General features: G+C 69.0%; 19 protein-coding genes. 3 read left to right on the top strand and 16 right to left on the bottom strand.

Annotated elements, in window-relative coordinates; translation table 11 throughout:
- Nucleotides 1-30: 30 nt before the first annotated feature.
- Nucleotides 31-816 (bottom strand): lytic murein transglycosylase, encoded by a 786-nt coding sequence (locus WFH23_RS00095; protein ID WP_090146647.1) that lies wholly within the window; start codon nucleotides 814-816, stop codon nucleotides 31-33.
- A gap of 99 nt (nucleotides 817-915) precedes the next feature.
- Here WFH23_RS00095 and WFH23_RS00090 point away from each other — a divergent pair, with 99 nt between their 5' ends.
- From WFH23_RS00090 to WFH23_RS00080, 3 genes are all read left to right on the top strand, one after another.
- Nucleotides 916-2,103 carry a CE1758 family FMN-dependent luciferase-like monooxygenase gene (locus tag WFH23_RS00090; protein ID WP_090146645.1) on the top strand — a complete coding sequence of 396 codons (1,188 nt, stop codon included), beginning with the start codon at nucleotides 916-918 and terminating at the stop codon, nucleotides 2,101-2,103.
- Nucleotides 2,104-2,188: 85 nt separating this feature from the next.
- Nucleotides 2,189-2,644, top strand: a complete 456-nt coding sequence (locus WFH23_RS00085) for a MarR family winged helix-turn-helix transcriptional regulator (protein WP_336661196.1) — start codon at nucleotides 2,189-2,191, stop codon at nucleotides 2,642-2,644.
- 47 nt (nucleotides 2,645-2,691) lie between these two features.
- Nucleotides 2,692-3,402 (top strand): CE1759 family FMN reductase, encoded by a 711-nt coding sequence (locus tag WFH23_RS00080; RefSeq protein ID WP_336661195.1) that lies wholly within the window; start codon nucleotides 2,692-2,694, stop codon nucleotides 3,400-3,402.
- A 234-nt stretch (nucleotides 3,403-3,636) separates the two neighbouring features.
- Here WFH23_RS00080 and WFH23_RS00075 read toward each other — a convergent pair whose 3' ends face one another.
- The 15 genes from WFH23_RS00075 to WFH23_RS00005 all read right to left on the bottom strand — a co-directional run bounded on the left by WFH23_RS00075 (nucleotide 3,637) and on the right by WFH23_RS00005 (nucleotide 20,097).
- Complete coding sequence (locus tag WFH23_RS00075) at nucleotides 3,637-5,079, bottom strand: ATP-binding cassette domain-containing protein (RefSeq protein WP_336661194.1); 1,443 nt, start codon at nucleotides 5,077-5,079, stop codon at nucleotides 3,637-3,639.
- Entirely contained in the window at nucleotides 5,072-5,956 is an 885-nt protein-coding gene (locus WFH23_RS00070) for an energy-coupling factor transporter transmembrane component T family protein (RefSeq protein WP_336661193.1), read from the bottom strand. Before WFH23_RS00070 ends, WFH23_RS00075 begins: the two co-directional genes overlap by 8 nt.
- 2 nt (nucleotides 5,957-5,958) lie before the next feature.
- The gene (locus WFH23_RS00065) at nucleotides 5,959-6,813 is read right to left on the bottom strand and encodes a histidine kinase (protein ID WP_336661192.1); all 855 of its coding nucleotides are present in this window, start codon (nucleotides 6,811-6,813) and stop codon (nucleotides 5,959-5,961) included.
- Entirely contained in the window at nucleotides 6,797-7,987 is a 1,191-nt protein-coding gene (locus WFH23_RS00060) for a nucleoside hydrolase (RefSeq protein ID WP_336661191.1), read from the bottom strand. Before WFH23_RS00060 ends, WFH23_RS00065 begins: the two co-directional genes overlap by 17 nt.
- A 62-nt stretch (nucleotides 7,988-8,049) precedes the next feature.
- Entirely contained in the window at nucleotides 8,050-9,375 is a 1,326-nt protein-coding gene (locus WFH23_RS00055; RefSeq protein WP_442918680.1) for an MFS transporter, read from the bottom strand.
- Between the two features lie 62 nt (nucleotides 9,376-9,437).
- Nucleotides 9,438-9,899: a MarR family winged helix-turn-helix transcriptional regulator gene (locus WFH23_RS00050; protein WP_336661190.1), complete on the bottom strand. Its 462-nt coding sequence runs from the start codon at nucleotides 9,897-9,899 to the stop codon at nucleotides 9,438-9,440.
- Nucleotides 9,900-10,037: 138 nt separating this feature from the next.
- Nucleotides 10,038-11,360, bottom strand: a complete 1,323-nt coding sequence (locus tag WFH23_RS00045) for an aldehyde dehydrogenase family protein (RefSeq protein WP_336661189.1) — start codon at nucleotides 11,358-11,360, stop codon at nucleotides 10,038-10,040.
- Nucleotides 11,357-13,015, bottom strand: a complete 1,659-nt coding sequence (locus WFH23_RS00040) for a thiamine pyrophosphate-dependent enzyme (RefSeq protein WP_336661188.1) — start codon at nucleotides 13,013-13,015, stop codon at nucleotides 11,357-11,359. Before WFH23_RS00040 ends, WFH23_RS00045 begins: the two co-directional genes overlap by 4 nt.
- A 63-nt stretch (nucleotides 13,016-13,078) precedes the next feature.
- The gene (locus tag WFH23_RS00035) at nucleotides 13,079-14,191 is read right to left on the bottom strand and encodes an ABC transporter substrate-binding protein (RefSeq protein ID WP_090146623.1); all 1,113 of its coding nucleotides are present in this window, start codon (nucleotides 14,189-14,191) and stop codon (nucleotides 13,079-13,081) included.
- Nucleotides 14,192-14,257: 66 nt separating this feature from the next.
- Complete coding sequence (locus WFH23_RS00030) at nucleotides 14,258-15,106, bottom strand: ABC transporter permease (RefSeq protein ID WP_090146621.1); 849 nt, start codon at nucleotides 15,104-15,106, stop codon at nucleotides 14,258-14,260.
- Nucleotides 15,103-15,939 (bottom strand): ABC transporter ATP-binding protein, encoded by an 837-nt coding sequence (locus WFH23_RS00025; RefSeq protein ID WP_090146619.1) that lies wholly within the window; start codon nucleotides 15,937-15,939, stop codon nucleotides 15,103-15,105. Before WFH23_RS00025 ends, WFH23_RS00030 begins: the two co-directional genes overlap by 4 nt.
- Nucleotides 15,936-16,931: a dipeptidase gene (locus WFH23_RS00020; RefSeq protein ID WP_336661187.1), complete on the bottom strand. Its 996-nt coding sequence runs from the start codon at nucleotides 16,929-16,931 to the stop codon at nucleotides 15,936-15,938. Before WFH23_RS00020 ends, WFH23_RS00025 begins: the two co-directional genes overlap by 4 nt.
- A gap of 15 nt (nucleotides 16,932-16,946) precedes the next feature.
- Nucleotides 16,947-17,651, bottom strand: a complete 705-nt coding sequence (locus WFH23_RS00015) for a hypothetical protein (RefSeq protein ID WP_336661186.1) — start codon at nucleotides 17,649-17,651, stop codon at nucleotides 16,947-16,949.
- Between the two features lie 20 nt (nucleotides 17,652-17,671).
- Nucleotides 17,672-18,418 (bottom strand): IclR family transcriptional regulator, encoded by a 747-nt coding sequence (locus tag WFH23_RS00010; protein WP_090146613.1) that lies wholly within the window; start codon nucleotides 18,416-18,418, stop codon nucleotides 17,672-17,674.
- Nucleotides 18,415-20,097: a hypothetical protein gene (locus WFH23_RS00005; protein WP_336661185.1), complete on the bottom strand. Its 1,683-nt coding sequence runs from the start codon at nucleotides 20,095-20,097 to the stop codon at nucleotides 18,415-18,417. The genes WFH23_RS00010 and WFH23_RS00005 overlap by 4 nt, the downstream gene beginning before the upstream one ends.
- Nucleotides 20,098-20,260: the final 163 nt, after the last annotated feature.

Here is a 20,260-nt window from a genome sequence, read left to right as displayed (position 1 = left end):
CGGCACCGCCCGCGCGCATCTCAGCAGCCGCTAGCCGAACTGCGCGTAGTACTCGGCGGCGTCTGCCACGTCGTTGTTGTACGACGCGCTCGGGTTGTAGCCGTCGAGTGCCGCGATCCAGTGCTCGCCGACTGTGAGGTCGAGTCCCGGGTCGCATAGCAGCGCTGCAGCTGACAGAGCCGCGTCATCGATCTGGTCGATCTCGATGCGCCCGTCGCCGTTGCCGTCGCGGCCGAACACGTCCCACGTGCTCGGAATGAACTGCATCGGCCCCACCGCGCGGTCCCACTGCGCATCACCGTCGATGACGCCGCCGTCGGTGTCGGGGGTCGCGAGAAAATCGGTGCCATCGAGCGGCACGCCGATGATGCGTGGCGTCGTCTCGCCGCTCGGCAGCAACCTCGCGCCGTCGATGCTGCCGTGCTCGGACTCGATCTTGCCGATGCCTGCGAGCATGTTCCAGCCGAGCCGGCAGCCCGGCTGCTCGTCTGCGAGCGTCAACGCCGCCATCGCGTATGCGCGGAGGGCCCGCTCGGGAATATCCGCTGCGCCCGAGACCCGCTGGAGCCACGCGGCATCGGCAGCCGGCAGCGCGCCGCCCGTCGCAGTCGGGGGCGGGGCGGGCGACGGGGGCGACGCGTCGGTCGCGTGCGCCGGCGGCGCCCCTCCCCCGTTCCTCTGGCCGGTCCCGACGAGGACGGCCGCGCCTGCAGCGACGATGAGCGCAGCGAGAGCGACACCGCCGACGGCGTAGCGGAGGGTGCGACGGCCACGCGATCCTGCGCGGGCAGCGGCGCCGCGATCCGTGTCATCCATCGCCTCAAAGATATCGGGAATGAATCAGCATCTCGCGTGTTACATTTGTATGCAGGCGCATATAAATGGCGCGGAAGACGAGACACACAGGAGCACATCATGGAATTCGGGATCTTCTCGGTCAGCGACGTCACCCGCGACCCGGTCTCGGGTGAGACGCCGAGCGAGGCCGCACGCATCCAGGGACTCGCGGAGATCGCCGTGCACGCCGAAGAGGTGGGCTTCGACGTCTTCGCCGTCGGCGAGCATCACAACGCGCCCTTCTTCTCCTCGAGCCCGACGACGTTCCTCGCCTACATCGCGGCGATGACGAAGACGCTGAAGCTCTCCACCAGCACCACGCTCATCACCACCAACGACCCGGTGCGCATCGCCGAGGAGTACGCGATGCTGCAGCACCTCGCGAAGGGCCGCATGGACCTCATGCTCGGACGCGGCAACACCGCGCCCGTGTACCCCTGGTTCGGCAAGGACATCCGCTCGGCGCTGCCCCTCGCGCTCGACAACTACAACCTCCTGCACCGTCTGTGGCGCGAGGACGTCGTCGACTACGACGGCAATTTCCGCACCCCGCTGCAGGGCTTCACGAGCACGCCGCGCCCGCTCGACGACGTGCCCCCGTTCGTGTGGCACGGCTCGATCCGCACCCCGGAGATCGCCGAGCAGGCCGCCTACTACGGCGACGGGTTTTTCTCGAACCACATCTTCGCCCCCTCCGAGCACTCGCTCCGCCTCGTCCGGTTCTACCGCGAGCGCTTCGAGCACTACGGGCACGGAACGCAGAAGCAGGCAGTCGTCGGCCTCGGCGGGCAGGCCTTCATGGCGAAGAACTCGCAGGACGCGATGTCGCAGTTCCGCCCCTACTTCAACGAAGCCCCCGTGTACGGCCACGGGCCGCGGCTCGAGGACTTCGCCAGCCAGACGCCCCTGACCGTGGGCAGCCCGCAGGAAGTCATCGATAAGACGCTCGGATTCCGCGATGTCTTCGGCGACTACCAGCGTCAGATGTTCCTCATCGATCACGCAGGCCTCCCCACGAAGACCGTGCTCGAGCAGCTCGACCTCTTCGGTTCGGAGGTGCTCCCGGTGCTGCGCGCCGAGATGGCGAAGGACCGCGACCCAGAGGTCGCAGAAGCCCCGTCTCACGCCGACCTCGTCACCGCCAAGTACGGCGACGCGGCGCCGCGGCAGCCCCGCCCGAACGCGAATCGGGGGGACAATGTCACAGGGGGTTCTCCGTACCAGGATTCACCCGCGAAGCGGGGAGCGGCGTTCGGGGTCGCCTGATCCCCCGTCCGTTCACGGAGGGGCGCTGCTGCGGCAGCACCCCTCCTCTACCCGGTCAGACCCGCAGGATGAAGGAGAACGCGAGATGGAACAGCCCACTCGTATCGATGTGCGCCTCGCGAACGAGGCTTGGGAATCGGTGATGTCGGCGCACGCGGCGCTCATGCACACCTTCGCCGCCGAGCACATGTGGTCGGAGATCAGCATGCGCGAGTACGACGTGCTCTACACGCTCTCCAAACGCGGTGAGCCGATGCGCATGTGCGATGTGCAGGGCGGCGTATTGCTCAGCCAGCCCGCGCTCTCCCGCATGGTGGAGCGCCTCGCCGCGCGGGGGCTCATCGCGCGTGAGCCCGATCCCCAAGACGGCCGCGCCGTGCTGCTCAGCCTCACCCCCGAGGGGGAGCGCCTGCAGCAGCAGGTCGGGCGGGCGCACGCGAAAAGCGTCGCACGGCAGCTCGGCTCCGCGCTCACCGCCCCAGAGCTGAACGATCTGCGCCGCCTCGCCGGCAAGCTCGTCACCGGCGACGCACCCGCCTGATCGTCTCTCACCCCGTCATTCCCACCGCGTTCCTTGAGGAGCACCCCATGAACACACCATTTGAAGGATCAGCCGCTCCCTCACCAGAGGCTTCGACCGCTCACCCGCGCACCCTCGCCGTCGTGAGCGCCGGCACCAGCGACCCGTCGACCACGACGATGCTCGCGAACCGCGTCGCAGAAGCCGCAGCGAAGCTCGCAGCGCAGCGCGGCATCGAACTGCGCGTTCGCTTCGTCGATCTCCGTGCACTCGCCGAAGACGTCACGACGGCGCTCGTCACCCAGCACGTCTCCCCCGCACTGCAGGCGGCCAGCGACATCATGCGCGACGCCGACGCGATCGTCGCGTCGACCCCCGTGTACAAGGCCGGCGCAAGCGGGCTCTTCACCGCCTTCTTCCAGGTGCTCGACAACGACCTCCTCATCGGCACGCCCGTCGTGCTCGGAGCGACGGCCGGCAGCGCCCGGCATGCGCTCGTCGTCGACGACCAGCTGCGCGGGCTCTTCGCGTACCTCCGCACCATCACCGTGCCGACCGGCCTCTTCGCGGCCCCCGATGATTGGACGAGCCGCGACTTCGGCAAGCGGATCGAGCGCGCTGCGACGGAGCTCGTCGCCCTCGTGGACGGCGGATTCCGTGAAGCGGTGCGCGGCGAGACGTGGGGCGCGTATCAGCACTCCTACGGCAGTGCCGGGGGAACCGAGCTCGGCATCGACTTCGACAGCGACCTCATGAAGCTTGCGACGGGCGGGCGCTGAGCTCGAACGCAGCGCGTTCGGGCACCGCGCCCGGTGGCGCCACAGCGCCAGCCCACGGAGCGCAGCGCGGGGTGGGGCGCTGAGCTCGAACGCAGCGCGTTCGGGCACCGCGCCCGGTGGCGCCACAGCGCCAGCCCACGGAGCGCAGCGCGGGTGTGGCGCCGGTGCTTCGGTGAGAGATCCGGCTTCGGTGGGGCCGATTCCGGCCTGTGGGTCTCACCGAAGCCGGATCCCTCACCCGAGGCGCGCGGTGCGCGCGGCGACGCGCCCGGCCCACCGCAGGTCGTGCGTCGTGACGACCACGGCACCTCCCGCGGCGGAGAACTCGCGAATCACGCGCTCCAGACGGCGCATCGCGGCAAGATCTCGCCCGAGCGTGGGCTCGTCGAGGAGGAGCACCTCGGCCCGCAGCAGCAGCGCCGATGCGATGACGAGATCTTTGCGCTGCGCCGGCGCGAGGTCGTAGGGATGCTCGCCGGCGTGCTCGGCGAGCCCGGTCCGCTCGAGCACTCGGCCGACCGCCGCTGCGCGATCCGATCGAAGCTGCGCGCGATCTCGGCGCCGGTGAGGCGGCAGCGGCAGGGCGCGCTCGAGTTCGGTCTGCACCGTCGCGGACGAGAGCTGCGCGCCGGGATCCTGCCCCACCCAGCCCACCCACCGCGCGCGCTGGTGCGCCGGCAGGCCGTGCAACTCGGTGCGACCGACGTGCACCTCACCCGCGACGCGCACCGTCGGGTCGGCGACGAGCATCCCGGCGATGGCACGGAGCAACGTCGATTTTCCGGTTCCGTTCGGGCCCACGATCGCCGCCACCTCGCCGCGAGCGACGCTGCAGTCGAACGATTGGAACACGGTCGACCTCCCGCGCACCACGGTGAGGCCGTGCACATGCAGTCCAGGCGCGTCGAGATCGCGCCCAAGGAACGCGGCCTCAGTCGACGGGGGCTCGCGCTCCTCGGAGACGCCACCAGGGCGGGCGATCCCGACCGTGCTCCAGACCCCGTGCTCGGCCAGCAGCGCATCCGTGAGCGATCCGGGGTGCGCACTGTCGACGATGCGACCGGCCCGCAGGAACTGCACGCGATCCGCAGTCTCCGCCAGTTCGTCGAACTGGTGCCCGGCGAGCAGCACGGCCCCTCCCGATGCGCGGAAGCGTCGAAGCGCTCGCGAGAGCCGCTGCCGGGCATCGGGGTCGAGCGATAGCGCGGGTTGATCGAGCACGAGCAGTGACGGTCCGAGCGTCATGAGACTTGCGAGGGCGACGAGCTGCCGTTCGCCTCCCGAGAGGGTGTCGAGGCGCCGGCCGATCAATCGTTGCATGCCGAACATGTCGAGGGCGGCGCGGACGTCGACGGGGCGTGCACTGCCTGCGAGCCGTGCGGGCAGTCGCACCTCGTCATCGACGTAGCTCGTCATGCCCGTCAGCTGGGCCTCGGGGTCGTCGCCGAGCATCGCGACGCTGCCGCCCACGGCTCGAGAGCCCGACGTCGCCCCGCGATCGCCGAGGAGCGCGGCCGCGAGTCGGCAGAGCGTCGAGGTGCCCGCACCCTGAGGTCCGAGCACGGCGAGCATCTCGCCCGGGCCGATACTCAGATCGACGCTCGCCAGCGCGCTCGTTTCGGCGCCGTGGAACGCGAAACCCGCCCCCGTGAGCGACAGCACCGGGGTGTCAGCCACGGAGCACCCCCAGCAGCTCGGATGCCGTCGGCGCCTGCAGCACGCCGCCGAGCGCGGCGGCCACCAGCAGTATCGTCGAGATCGGCGCTCCCCACCGGAGCGCGCGCTGCAGCGCGCCGTCGGCGTGATCCTGCAACTCGGCCGGCCGCGGGGATCGCCCGAATCCCCGCTGCTCGAGGGTGTCGTGCCGCTGGTCGAGCTGGACGAGCGAAGCCGTCAGCAGGCCACCGATGATGCCGGGCATGAGGCGCACCCGCGTGCGGAGCCGGGCGGTGTTCCAGCCTCGGGCCGCTCTCGCCGAGAGCGCGTGGGACACCTGATCGCGCAGCAGAGGAATCAGGCTCAGCGCGGTCGCGCAGACGTATGCGATGCCGAGCGGCAGGCGCAGACGGATCATGCCGTCGAATGTGCGCGCCGAATCGGAGCCGAACGCGAAGAGGGCGCAGACGGCGATCATCGCCGCGACCCGCAACCAGAGCTGCAGAGCGACGGAGAGCCCTTCGACGGTGAGCGCTGCCGCACCCCAGCGCCACAGCACCTCGAGGTCGTCGCCCGGGTAGAACAACCCCTGGATGATGCCGACCATGATGAGCATCGGCACGGCCAGCACTGCGACGGTCGCGCTCCAGCGAGCGAAGCGCACACGTGGAGAGCACGCAGCGATCGTGGCGGACACGACGAGCAGCGCCGCCGGCACGATCGGAGACGGAATACCGTAGGTGAGCACGAGCGCGCAGGCGAGCAGCACGAGCTCGGTGGCCGGGTGCAGCAGGCTCGCACGGCGGATCCCGGGTCGCCCGTTCGCCGCACCGATCGGGTCGGGCGGGGCGCTGCCCGCGTTCATGACCGGGTCAGCGGCGAACGGGCGATCCTCCATGGTCAGCCGGAGACGCTGGGCGTCGTCGCGCGCCTGCCGGAGAGCGAGCGCATGGCGAGCGGATACCTGCTGACGATGCGCTTCGGCAGGGTGCGCAGGACGAGGAAGGCGAGCAGGAAGATGATCGCCTTGTCCGCGGTGTCGGAGGCGAGGCTCTGCACCGTGGTCGCGTTCAGCATCTCGAGCCCTGCCGCTTGCAGCGTCGCGACGATGCCGCCGGTGCCGACGCCGAGGCCTCCGCCGAACACGAAAGCTGCGACGGGAGCGCCCAGTGCGCCCCCGGGAATCCCCGCGATCGCTCCGGCGAGCACGGCCCACCATGCGGCCCGGAATGCGCCGAGCCGGGCGGCCCAGCCGGCTGCGGCGCCGATGAAGGCGGCACCGGCGGTGAACGCGATGACTGTGGGGTTGATGGTGACGCCCCAGATGAGATTGCCGAGCACGCCTGTCAGTGCCCCGGCTGCCGGGCCGGCGAGCACGCCGACGATGACAGAACCGAGCGAGTCGAGGTAGAGCGGGATGGGAGTCAGTGTGCCGACGATCTGCCCGACGGTGATGTTCAAGGCGATGGCGATCGGCATGAGCGCGAAGATGCTGCGCGGAATGAGCGGCAGCGTGCCGGCGGCGATGAGCGCTGCACCGGCGAGATAGCCGACCATGACCCAGAGGGTGGTATTGCCGAGGTCCTGCCCGAGCGTTGCGGGCTGCGTGACGAGCACCGCGACGTAGGTGGCGGTGATCACGACCGCGCCGGCGGCGGTGAGGAGGTACGCCCACTTCGGGGCGGTGGGGCGGGCTTCTCCGGGACTCATCGTGGTGATGAGCCCCTGCCCAGAGACGCTATCGCGTGCGGTCATGCTGCGGTCCTTCCATCAGGGTGTCAGTGAGGTGGTCGAGAAAGCGTGCGGCGTCGACACGACGAATGATCTCCGCATTCGCGGGTCGGTTCCATCGACCCAACCAGTCGGCGATGGTCTCGCCGCGCGTCAGCGTTCCGGTCAGTTCCACATCGACCGGCGCGATCGCCGTCTCCGCCCAGGGAATTCTGCCAGCCGTCGCCGATCCGCGCGATTCGGCCTGCACCTCGGCCGGGTCGCGCGGGGCTCCCGCACCGCGGATCGGCGGCACGGACGCTGCCGCGCTCCGCGCCCAGTGCACCGCCGTCGCCGCAACGTACGGGTCGTGGATGTGCGCGAGGTAGCCGTGGCCGTCCTCCTCGTGGAACTCGAAGTAGAACCGCAGCGCTTCCTCGATCTCGTGCAGCAGCGCACGCCATCGAGGCGACGCGCGGTGCGCTCCATCGACGATGCGGCTGAGGCGCTCGGGCGTCATCTCGACCATCTCAGTGGCCTCGATCGGCCCGATCACCGGCGGGAACGGGGCCTCACCAGCGACGTAGGCCTCGCCGAACGCGGCGAAGACACGGGCGGCGGCCTCCGGATCGTAGCTCACGTTCCATTCCGTCGTCGGGTGCGTGTTGCCGCGGTAGTTGAAGGCTCCGCCCATCACGAAGAGCCGCTTCAGCAGCCGGGGCAGCTCGGGCGCGATCTCGAGGGCGAGGGCGAGGTTCGTGGCGGGGCCGATCATCACGCCGATGAGTTCGCCTGGGCGCGCTCTCGCCGCATCGACCCAGGCCTGCGCAGCGCTGGCGTCTCGTGTGGCGCTGGTCGGCTGCGGAAGCGTCGCGTACCCCGATCCGGTATCGCCGTGGGTCACCTCCGCGTACTCCGGGTCCGCGGCGGCGTCAGACGAGGCGCGGGCGCCCGTCGCCGCTTCCGCCTCCTCACGCGCGGCCGTCGCCGTCTGCGCGAGGGGGTGCACCGCGCCGCGGAAGACCGGCAGGTCGGTGCGCCCGGCGAGGGCGAGCCAGCCGTGCGTATTGCGCACGACCTGCTCTGTCGAGACGTTGCCGCCGCTCGCGGCGATCCCGACGATCTCGACGTCGGGCTGGCACAGCAGATAGGCGATCGCTATGGCGTCGTCGATGCCCGGGTCGCAGTCGAGGAAGAGCGGGATCGCGGTTTCAGCCATGCCTCTATTGTGGCGGACGCCGCCGACACCGCCGAGAACCGGGGGCGCCCGGTGCACCTCGGCTACGCGTCGCCCGACGTGATGTCTTGCGCTTCCTCCACCGGGGTCTCGTGCGGGCGACCGATGTGGGCGATGTGACGACCCGCGATCCCGAGCATGATCATGGCGATGCCGGTCGCCGCGGCCCCGAACCAGTAGGGCGCACCGGCGCCCAGGGCTTCCGAGATCGGCCCTGCGACCGCGGGCGCGACAGCGCCTCCCATGAATCGCACACCCGAGTACGTCGACGATGCCACGTTCCGGGGCAGATCCGTCGCTTCCATCACGGCCTCGGTCAGCGCAGTGTTCATGACGCCGAGCAAGAGCCCGCTGACGATGACCACCACGACGAGTCCGGTCAGCGACCCGGTGAAGCAGCCGAGCAGCACGAGGCAGACGGTGAGCCCGCTGAGCATCGAGAACAGCACGGGTCGAAGGCCGAAGCGGCGAGTCAGCGCCGGGGCCACGAGCACGGAGGTGATCGCGAGCGCGAGCCCCCAGCCGAAGAAGACGAGGCCGAGCTCGTGCGCACCGAATTCGAGCCCGAGCGAATGCGCTGCGGCCTCCATCGGGTAGGGGCTGTAGGCGAGCAGCACGAAGAATCCGAAGTTGTAGAACAGCGCGACGAGCGCGAGCGATCGCAGCGCAGGATTGCGCAACGCCCGGAAACCGGCGAGGATCGACACCCGCTCGGCGGGCGGGGCGGCGTCGGCGGGCGGTGCCGGCTTGGGCTGACGCAGCAGCACGAGGATCGCGATGAGGGCGACCCCCATCAGCGCCGCCGTGCCGAAGAACGGTCCGCGCCACGACACCGAGCCGAGCACTCCGCCGACCAACGGTCCGACCGCGAGCCCGACGCCGAGGGCTGCCTCGTAGAGCACGATCGCCTGCCGAGCGCCGCCGGAGGCCGCGCCGACGATCGCGGCCAGCGCGGTCGAGATGAAGAGCGCGTTGCCGAGGCCCCAGCCTGCGCGGAACCCGATGATGGCGTCGACCGACGCCGATGCCCCGGCGAGCGCGGCGAAGATGACGACGAGCACCAGCCCGGCGAGGAGCGTGCGCTTCACGCCGAGGCGGCTCGACACCCAGCTCGTGAAGAACATCGCGGCGCCCGTGATGAAGAGGTAGCTCGTGAAGAGCAGCATGGTCTGGCTCGGACTCGCGCCGAGTTCGTGACTGATCGCGGGGAGGATCGGGTCGACCAGCCCGATGCCCATGAACGAAACGGCGCATGCGAAGGCGATCGCCCACACCGCGGTGGGCTGGCGCAGGATCGACGTCTTCTGGGCGGGCGACGATACGGGTGTGGACTCGGTGCCCGGTCGTGATTCAGCGGTGGTGGACGTGATCTGCTCCTGGGGTCTGGCGCGCTCGGCGCGCGGTTCATGCGGTGATCGGGACGGGAGACGGGTTAGCCCGGGCGGGCGTCGATGCCGTCGCCGATCTGCTGCATGAGCTCCGCGGCGCGCGCGAGGGTGGCCCGGTCGAAGTCGGACAGCGCGTCGAGGTGCGGGCGCACCCGTGCTGCGGCGGCCGCCCGGTACTCCTCGAGTGCTTCCACTCCCGCGGGCGTGACGGAGACGAGCGTGGCGCGCCCGTCGGCGGGGTCGGGGGCACGGCTCACCCAGCCCTCGCCTTCCAGGCGCTGCACGAGACCCGTCATCGAGGGCTGCGCGACGTGCTGCTGATGCGCGAGGGCGCTGACGCGCATGGGGCCCGCCTGCTCGAGCTCGGCGAGCACGCGCCACGCGATGAGCGAGAAGCCGCCGCCGGCGACGCGGCCGGCCACGCGGGCGAATCGCCCGGTGACGCGGGTGAGATCGAGAGCAAGCGCATCGGCACCTGAACCATTCTCTGAAAGTTTCTCGCTCACGAGAGAGACAGTAGCACGAATTGCATCGGACTGCGATGCATGTGTATGTGCGCCGCCCCGGTGAGACCATCCAGCACGAAGTTCACTCAGCGAAGCCGAATCACTCACCGAAGCCGGCGGCATTCGCGCCTCGAGCCGCTACCCCCGGTCGATCACCACCACTTTCTGATTCGAGAACTCCCGGAGCCCCTGCGCGCCCAGCTCGCGCCCGAACCCGGAGCGCTTCACCCCGCCGAACGGCAGCGCGGGGCTGCCGCCCTTCAGGCGATTGATCGACACCATGCCGGCGACGATCTCGGTCGCGCACCGCTCGGCCGCCTCCGACGTATCCGCGAACACCGTCGCACCCAGGCCGTAGGGCGAATCGTTGGCCAGTTCGATCGCCTCGTCGATCGTGTCGGCGCCGACGATCATCGCGACGGGGCCGAACAGCTCCTCATGCCAGACCGGCAGCTCGCGGAGCGGCTCGAGCAGCACGACGGGAGCGAAACGGCACGGATCCTCGTCATCGCGCTCGAACGACCCCCGCACCTCGGCACCCTGCTGCTGCGCCGCTCGCACCGCGCTGCGCAACTCGTCAGCGGCCGTCTCGTTCGACAACGGACCGAGACGGGTCTCGCCGTCCAAAGGATCCCCGGGGAGCGCGGAGAAGAACTCCGCGGTGAAGTCATCGACGAACTGGTCGAGCAGATCGCGTCGCACGATGATCCGCTTGGGCGAGACGCACGTCTGCCCGGCGTTCGAGAGCCGCATCGTCGCGGCGAGCCTCGCGAGTTCGCGTGCGCGCGACGCATCGAACACGATGAACGGGTCGCTGCCGCCGAGCTCGAGGACGACCTTCGTCAATGCGGCTCCCGCCGCCTCCGCGATCGCGGCACCCGCACGTTCTCCGCCGGTGAACGAGACGCCGGAGACGAGCGGATGCGCGATCGCCGCGAACACCTCCGCATGCGTGAACCCGGTATCGCGCACCAGACCGCGCGGGGCCCCGGCATCGATGAAGAGCGCCTCGACCAGCGCTGCGCTCCCCCCGCAGATCGATGCGTGCTTGAACGCGACGGCGTTCCCGAGCAGCAGGTTCGGCGCGATGCACCGGATCAACTGGTAGTGCGGGTAGTTCCACGGCATGACCCCGAGCACGACGCCGATCGCCTGCAGTCGCACCTCTGCCTGGTTCCCGTCTTCGTGCGCGATGAGGTCGGGTGCGAGCAGGTCGGCGGCGTTGTCCGCGTAGTACGAGAGGATCGCGATGCACGATCGCACCTCCGCGAGACCCTGCGCGATCGGCTTTCCCATATCGAGCGCCATCTGCTCGGCGAGGGCGTCGGCGCGCTCCTCGTAGAGTTTCGCCGCGCGCGCCAGCACCTGCGCTCGCGCGGCGACGCTCTGCCGGTGCCAGTCGGCGAAGGCTGCATGAGCGGCGCCGAGCACGTGCTCGACCGACGCGTCGACGGCGTTCATGCGCGCACCCCCGACGGCTGCTCGCGACCACCGGTCGGCAGCGCGGCACCGGTCGGGACGGGCGGCAGCAGCACCCAGAGCAGGGTCGATCCGTCGGCGGCGAGCGCGCGTCGAAGGGCCGGTCCGAAGTCGGCGAGATCGCTGATCGCGCTCGCTTCGATGCCGTGCGCGCGTGCGAGCAACGCGTAGTCGGGATTCGTGAGCGACGTCCCTGCCGGACGACCGGGGAAGTGCCGCTCCTGGTGCGAGTGGATCGTGCCGAAGCCTGCGTTGTCGAAGACGATGATGATCGCCCGCCCACCCGTCGCCTGGAGTGTGGCGAGTTCCTGACCGTTCATGCCGAAGCACCCGTCTCCCGCCAGCGCGACCACGGTGCGGCCGGGGTGCACGTGCGAGGCCGCGACGGCGGCCGGAACGCCCATCCCCATCGCCCCGTTCCTGGGCCCGATGAAGGTGCGCGGGTGCTGGTGGTGCAGGTAACGGAGCGCGCCGATGACGTAATTGCCCGCGCCGACCGTGATGATGGCGTCTTCGGGGAGTTGGCGCTGCATCTCCCCGAAGACGGATCCGCGCCACTCGTCCTCCCCGGTGCGCTCGGCCGCCGGAATGCTCCATTCGAGATAGGCGGCCCGTTCGCGCTGCAGGCGATCGATCCGCGCCGGAGTCGCCGCGCGCACCGACGTCAGCGCTCGCAGCCAGTCCTGAGGGTCGGCGACGTACTGCAGTGAGACCTGGCCCTCGTGTCCGAGCAGGTCGGCGTCCGGGCTCACCACGATCGTGCAGCTCTCGTCGCCTCCGAGCGTGTACTCGTCCGAGAGCACATCCCGGCGCACCGTGCCGAGGTAGCACACGAGGTCTGCCGACCCGTAGGCTTCCGCCGCTCCGGCGTTGCGGCCGAAGCCGAGGCTGCCCACCCACGCTGGGGACTCGTGCGGAAACGCGTCGTGAGCGCGGAAGTCGGAGACGACCGGAATGCCCGCCTGCTCGGCGACGCGGCGCAGAAGCGCCGCCGCTTCGACGTTCCAGCCGTCACCGCCGACGACGAACACGGGGCGCTCCGCGGCATCGATCGCGCCGGCCGCTGCGCTGACCGATGCCGCGGTGAGCGCGAGCGGCGGCCGCTCGGTCCGCGGTACCGGGACCACGCCTGGGGCGCGCTGCACGAGCACCTCCTCCGGCAGTCCGACCACGACGGGGCCGGGTCGGCCGGACTCGGCGATCTCGAAGGCCCGCGCCACGCGTTCGGCCGCGCTCGCGGGATGATCCAGGATGAACACGGCCTTCGCGGTGCTCCCGAACCAGGCTTTGAGGTCGAACTCCTGGAACGATTCGAGGTCGCGCACATGGGTCGAGATCAGCCCGACGAAGACGACGAGCGGGGTGCAGTCCTGATAGGCGGTGTGGATCGCGATCGACGCGTTGGCGGCGCCCGGCCCGCGCGTCACCGCGACGACGCCCGCCCGGCCCGTGAGCCGGGCCTCTGCAACGGCCATGAACCCGGCCCCGCCCTCGTGGCGAGCGGTGATCAGGTCGATGGGCGAGTCCCGCAGGGCGTCGAGGAGCCCGAGAAAGCTCTCCCCCGGCACCTGATAGACGCGGGGCACCCCGCGACGTTCGAGCTGCGTGACAATGGTGTTCGCGACGAGGTCGGACATGCGCACCTTTTCGATGTGTGGGTTGCGGAAGAGGGATGCGCGCCGGTCACGCGCATCCCCGCATTACTCGGCCGTGTATTCCTTCGCTTCTTGCCGGATCGCCTCGGGATCGAAGTCGTTGATCTGATCCGTCAGGTCGTGGTTGAACAGCGTGGCGACGTCGTAGTCGGCAGCCTCGCCCTCGATCACGCCGTACTCGGTCAGGAGATCGACCATCTGCTGCAGGTCCTCGTCGGTCTGCAACCCGTACTGGCCCGAGTTGCCCTGACCGCCTGTCAGTTCGAGACGCGTCGAGAGTTGCCGCACCGCGAGCGCGAGCTGCTCCTCGTCAGTGCCCTCGGTCGGCTTCGCGGAGGGGTAGCGCTCCCAGTGCAGCTTGATCGAAGCCTCAGGGTTCTCCTCGGCGAAGACCGCGCCCTTGTAGAACGCGCGCCAGATCCCCGCGATCATCTCCGGGTCGTTCTCCACGGCCTCGGTGGAGCAGACGAACGTGGACGTGCCGTTGAGGTCGTTCATCACGGAGTCGAGATTGACGAGCTCTTCATCGAGCAGCGACTCGACGACGAGGTTCGGGCTGTCCCACGCCGAGTACGCGTCGATCTCGCCCTGCTGGAACGCGAGCGCTGTCTGCGCGCCGAACCCTACGGGCAGAAACTGGTCCTTCGACGCGCTCACACCGGCGGCTTCCATGCCGCCGATCGCGTAGTTGATGCCCGTCGCCGTCGCCGAGTTGCTGCCGATCGTCTTGCCCTCGAGATCGGCGACCGACGTGAATCCCTTCGACTTCGGCGCGACCACTCGGAACATGTTGCCCGCCGTCGATCCGACGATGGTGATCGACGGATCGCCGGCCACCGTGGGAAGCGCCGTGGCGACGGACGCGTACGTGCATACCGAGTTGCCTGAGACGACGGACTGCACACCCGAGAGCGCGGTCTCGACGGGCTGCATCGTGACGTCGAGTCCCTCGTCTGCGAAGTAGCCGAGATCGATCGGCACGGTCGCGTAGCTCGCGGTCGCGGCCGAGAGCGTCTGGTCGGTGACGGCGAAGGTGATCGGCGTCAGGTCCGCCGCACCCTCGGTTGATGCGCCGCCCTCTGACGATGCGCAACCGGAGAGCGCGAGGGCTGCGACCGCCGCGAACGCCGCGGCTCCGGTGATCCTGTGTTGCTTCATGCTGGTGTTCTCCTCTATGAGATGGCTACATTGCCTGTGGATCGAAGTGGTGCAGAGTGCCTGCGCTTATCGCTGGTACTTGCGCAGAAGGAAGTTGAGCGCCGCCATGGTGAGCCAGATCGCGACGCCGAAGCATCCGAGCACGAAGAGCAGCGCGAACGTCGTGCCGACCGAGCCGGTCTGCACGGCCGCCTGAATCGCGAATCCCATTCCTTCGCGCGCGGAGACGAACTCGGCGACGATCGTGCCGATGAGCGCGAGCACCGCGGCGCTGTTGAGCGCCGGGAGCAGGTAGCTGATCGCATTCGGGATGCGCAGTTTGCGGATCACCTGCCACTTCGACGCTCCCACCGACCGGAAGAGGTTCACCTGGTCGCCGTTGATGTTCGTCATGCCGACCAGCGCATTCACGAGAATCGGGAAGAAGGCCATGAGCGCGGCGAGGATCACCTTCGGTGTCGTGCCGTATCCGAAGCCCGCGATGATCAGCGGGGCGATCGCGACCTTCGGGAACGTCTGGATGATGATGAGCATCGGGTAGACGGCTTTGCGCAACGACTCGGAGAAGACGAAGAGAAAGCTGATCAGCAGCGCGAGGACGATGGCGATCGTCAGTCCGAGGATCGTGATCTGCGCCGTCGCCGCGAGGTTCGTCCAGATCGTGCCGTCCGAGAACATGCGCGCGAGGGCCTCTCCGACCGCCTCCGGCGGAGCCAGCAGCAGGGGTGACACCCAGCCGCGTTCGGTGCTCAGATTCCAGAGCCAGAAGCCGCCCCCGAAGATCACGAGCACGATGATCACCGCGCGCACGTTCGTCGAGGCGAGGGCGCTCCGCAGGGTCGCCTCGCGGCCGGTCGTCTTGCGCACCTCGTCGCCCGAGAGCACGGGCATCAGTTCCGTCTTCGTCGCACTCATGACTTGCCACCTGCTTCTGCATCGTTCGCCGGTCCGCCGGCCGCCTTCGCGGCTTCGAGGCTCACGCGGCCCCGCCTGACGAGTTCGTTGAATTCGGGAGAGGTCCTCGTTCGCGCGGAGCGCGGCCTCGGGAGGTCGACGTCGATGACGTCGACGATGCGACCGGGGCGGGCAGACATCACGACGATCCGGTCGGAGAGGAACACCGCTTCCGAGATGCTGTGCGTGACGAAGATCACGGTCTTCGGTTCGGCTCCCCAGAGCCGGAGCAGCTCTTCGTTGAGGTCTTCCCGTGTGAACTCGTCGAGCGCGCCGAACGGTTCGTCCATGAGCAGCAGCTCGGGGCGGGTGATCAGCGATCGCGCGATCGCGGCGCGCTGCTCCATCCCTCCCGAGAGCTCGCGGGGGTAGTGCGACGCGAAATCCTGGAGCCCCATCATCTCGATCAGTTCCGACGCGTACGCCCGGTCGGCCTTCGTCGGCCGTCCGCCCCGGATCTCGATCGGCAGCAGAATGTTGTCGGTCACATTCCGCCAGGACAGCAGGGTCGGCTTCTGGAATGCGACGCTCGCCGTCGGGAGGGTACCCGAGACGACCTCTCCGCCGACGCGCACCTCACCGCTCGACGGGGAGTCGAGACCGGCGATGAGCTTCAGCAGCGTCGACTTGCCGCAACCGCTCGGCCCGATGAGCGAGACGAACTCGCCCTGCTTGAACTCGGCGCTGGTCTCGGAGAGCGCATGGATCTCGAGGCGCTTCCGTCGGAAGATCTTCGATACGCCCTCGACGCTCACTCCCCCCAGTCGCGTCCGCTCTGCTAGTGACGCACTCATGCGACCCCTCCCATCTGCTTCTCCCGGACGTCATCGATGACCCGGGTGTAGAAATTCATCCAGTTGCCTCCGAGCACGAGTTCGCGCTCCTCCCGGCCGAGCCCGCGTGCTTCGAGGGCGGCTCCGAGACGGCCGAAATCCTGCGGGCCGCTGAACCAGTCGGGTCGCTCGGACGGCGCCACCCCCGGCGGCGGCGATGCTCCCAGTTGCGGCTGACGGCTCCAGCGGCCGCGGCGCATCCATTCCCGGTACTCGTCGGTGCCGCGCTGGTTCGCATCGGTCCCGATGCCGACGGCGGTGAGTCCGAGCAGATCGATGGAACGCGCCACCATCTCGGACCACAGCTCCGGAGTCGCGATCCGGCCCCGCGTGAGGTTGTGGTAGGTCGTGAGACCGATGACCCCGCCGTGTTCGACGAGCGGCCGGAGCACCTCGAGCGGCTTGTTGCGCGGGTGCTCCACGAGCTCGAAGATGTTCGCGTGCGTCACGGCGACCGGCATGCTCGAAGCGTGCACGGCGTCGAGCGAGGTGCGGTTGCCGACGTGCGAGAGGTCGATGACCATTCCGGTTCGGTTCATCTCGCCGACGACCTCCGCACCGAAGCGGCTGAGTCCCGAGTCGTGCGGGTCGTAGCAGCTCCCCCCGATGTCGTTCTGGATGTTGTAGGTCAGCTGCGCGACACGCACACCCACGTCGGCGAACACCTCGACGAACCCGAGGCGCCCCTGCAGGAAGGAGCTGTTCTGGAATCCGAGGACGATGCCGAGACGCCCCGCGGCCCTGGCCTCGCGCATGTCCGCTGCACTCGCGACGATCTGCGCGATGTCGCTGTTCGCCTCGGCCAGCTCGCGCCAGGAGACGACCGCATCGAGGGATTCGATGGCGTCCTCCCAGAATCCGCAGGTCACGGTGACCGCGTCGACACCGCCCGCCCGGATCTCTTCGATGCCCCGGCGGTCGAGCCGGGAGCAGATCAAACTATCGACATTCATGGTTCCCCCCGGGGTTCAGACCGAATAGTGGAGGAGCGTTTCGCTCACTCCGGTGTGCGTGCGCGAAAGCTCGGACTCGACGCTCAGCGCGAAGTTGGACGGCTGGTAGATGCGCCACCACTGCTCGCCCGAGACCTCGACGCCGTCGCGCAGAAGCTGGACGACGTCAGCGTCGCGGTCGGCGTCGCAGCGCTCGATCGAGACGCGAAGGGTGCCTGCGTCATGGTCGGCCTCCGAGGTCAGCGCATACCCGTGATAGCGCGCTCGCACGTCGAGCCCGGCATACCCGATCACCGATGCGAGGCCCGTCACGACGAAGGGCTTCGCCGGATCGTCGGCGGCCGAGGCGAGGAGCGCATTCACGATCACGTCCCCGGCGAGCAGCAGGCTCTCACCGCCGGCGTCGATGCCGTCCGGGGTGAGACGAGCGCTCAGCCAGGAGCGCCCCGGTTCACGAGCCGCGATGGCGCGTTCGAATTCGTCGACCCCAGCAGCGCCGGTGACCGCGATCGTTTCGAGCACGAAATCGCGCACGCCGGGCCACATCCCCTGCGGGCAGTCGAGCGCCATGATCAGTCGCTCGACGATCAGCGAGAGCTCGCGGCGAGACATTCGGATGCGCGCCGGAATGTGGTCCGTGTTCGGGAGGGTATCCGGATCGTCGTGAGCGAAGGCCGAGAGAACACTTCGTTGTTGTACTTCGAGAGCCACTGCTGCCATTCTCCTTATTCGCTGCTCCGCTACGCGGCGAGGTCGTTGTTGATGCGCTTCGCAGCGCGCTGCATCGTCGTGATGAGGGTGTCGTCTGGCAGGATCCCCTGCTCCGTGATCACGCTCAGCGCCCCGACGCACGCACCGCCCTTCATGATGGGAACCGCTACGGCGGTGATGAGATCGCCGAGCCACTCGGAGTGCACGATCGCGTACCCCTGTCGTCTGACGCGCTCGTACACCGAATCGTCGAGCACTTCCGCCTCGCGGGCGACCGCCCGGTAGACGTCGTCCGAGAATCCGAGCAGCACCTGGCCGGAGGCGGACGACCTCGGGGAGACCCTGGCCTCGTACCCGCGCCTGATGAACTTCGCGCGGACCGGTTCGACGCGCTCGACGATCACCGGGCTGCTCTGCTCCATCACGGCGAATGAGACGGGGGCGCCGAGCTCGGCGACCGCCTCCTGCATGACGGGCAGCAGCACCGGCCTCAGCTCCTTCGCCGGGTTCACCTTCGTCGCGAGCTCGGCCACGTGCAGGCTCAGATGGTACATGGCGCTCTCATCTTGAAACGCCCATCCCGCCGCGACGGCCGTCTGCAGATACTGATGCGCGGCGGCGCGCGCCCACCCCATCCGCTCGGCGAAGACGGAGACCGTGGTCCCGTCCTCCGATTTGGAGAGCATGTCGATCGCGGCGAGCATCTTCATCCCCGTCTGCAGCACCGGAGTGCCGGCCTTCTGGCGTCCCTGCGTCTCGCCGGCCTCCGCGTTCATGCGCTGACCGCCCAACGCCAGTCACGTGCCTCGAGACCGAGATCTCTGCTGAAGTGGGCGTTCTCGAAGATCAGACCGCGGAGATTGCGCTGGTGCACGTCGCGGGTCTTATCGAGTCCGTAGCAGAACGCGTTGAAGAGCCGGATGATGTAGGCGGGCACGAATCGGTCGTCGCGCACATCCATGTGCGGCGTCGCATAGGGCAGGTCGGCCGTCGCCTGCACGTAGCCGACGATCTGGCCGAGCTGCGGATGCCTCGCGAGGAATCGCCCGATCCGCTCGCTCGGTGCCGCGTCGCTCAGCGCGTGCTGCAGCTCGCGAACACCGCCGATCAGGTCGATCGCAAGATCGTTCGTGCGGTCGGGCACCTCCGCGACCGGGCCGCTGCGCGGTTCCTCCGAGTTGCGGGATTTGTACCAGATGCGGGAGCGATCTTCGTGCGGAGCGACCGCGAACTCCGAGACCCACGCGTAGCCGCGCGATATCTGCGCGGAGAGGTCGGCGACGGTGGTCGTCGGGTCGGCTTGCTTGCGCTCGTCGACGATGAGCGCGCGGGTCGCCTCGATCACCTGCTCGACGGGTGCGAGCTCGAGGAGGAGGGAATGGAACATCTCCTGCGCGTCCGGGGTCACGGTGGTCGGAATCGACCGCGACACTTCGCCGAGTGTCATGGCGATTCCGGCGGCATGCGCGCCCTCCGCTTTGCGCAGCATGCGTCGGATGAGGGCGAGATCGACCGCGACCGCCTCTCCCGACGGGAAGACGCCGTAGTCCGTGCGATCCTGCTCTTTGAAGGTGATCGCCTCGCGCAGCAGCTCGTCGACTCGTGCGAAGACGTCCGGGGTGATGCGCTGCTCGAGCACGTCGGCCAGCAGGCCCTCGTAGCCGCTGATCCACGCATTCACCAGCTGCGGACGATTCATCGTGAGGAGAACGAGCCCGAGCGCCGAACCGTTGCCGACCGCGAGGCTTCCCCGCGTCGTGACGTCCGCTTCGACGGACTCCGCACTGCGAGCGCGGGCGATGAGGTTCACCAGGTCGAGGGAGATCTCGCGCATCATGTACGCGGTGAAGAGCTGCGCGGAGTACGGGATCGCCAGCGGGTGCTCGGGGCCGTAGTTCTGGAAGTCCTTCGTGCCGAAGGTGCCGTTGCCGTCGAGTCCGGTGTTGCGCAGCAGGTACCCGACCTCGGCGATGCGGTCGACGTCGGGCTGCTGCCCCGCCGCCAGTGCTTCGACGACGTGATCGAATACGCGGATGCTGCGGTTGGCGCGGAACCAGACGAGTGTCTCGGGTGTCGCCCGCCCGGCGTAGAGCCGCGGAATCGCTGTGCGGGTGTCCTCCAGCTCGGCGTCGCTCACCTCTCCGTCGATGAGCGCTCCGACGATGTCCCAGCTCGAGCCGATGATGCGCGGGCTCCGGTCCACCATCTGGGGCTCTTCCGAGAACGCCACGACGTGCATCACGTGACCATCGGCTTCGATGCGGTAGAGCACGCGGCCGGAGCCGACGCGATCGATGTCGGCCGAGACGAGCTCGATGCGCCAGTGCTCCCGGATCATCTTCGCGTACAGACTGCGCGCCGCGCTCAGGCGGCCCGGCTGCAGCGCCCCCAGGCGGCGCGGGTTCATGACGATCTCGGCTGCGCGGCCACGGGTCTCGACCTGACGGTTCTTCATGCACTTCCTCGGGCTCGGTGGCTACTGTCTTGTATGAACAGACGCCATCTTTTTCTGCAATACGGGCGATGCTAGCATGCGATGCATCCGATGCCAAGGAGAACGGGGAGAAGCCGACGATGCACGCCACCGCAGCAGCTCATGCGGTACTCGCGCGCCTGCT

Origin of the sequence: Leucobacter sp. USHLN154 (assembly GCF_037145595.1) — a bacterium.
GTDB lineage: Bacteria > Actinomycetota > Actinomycetes > Actinomycetales > Microbacteriaceae > Leucobacter > Leucobacter alluvii.
The sequence above is the reverse complement of the archived record's forward strand: the minus strand, read 5'-3'. Positions and strand labels throughout refer to the sequence as shown.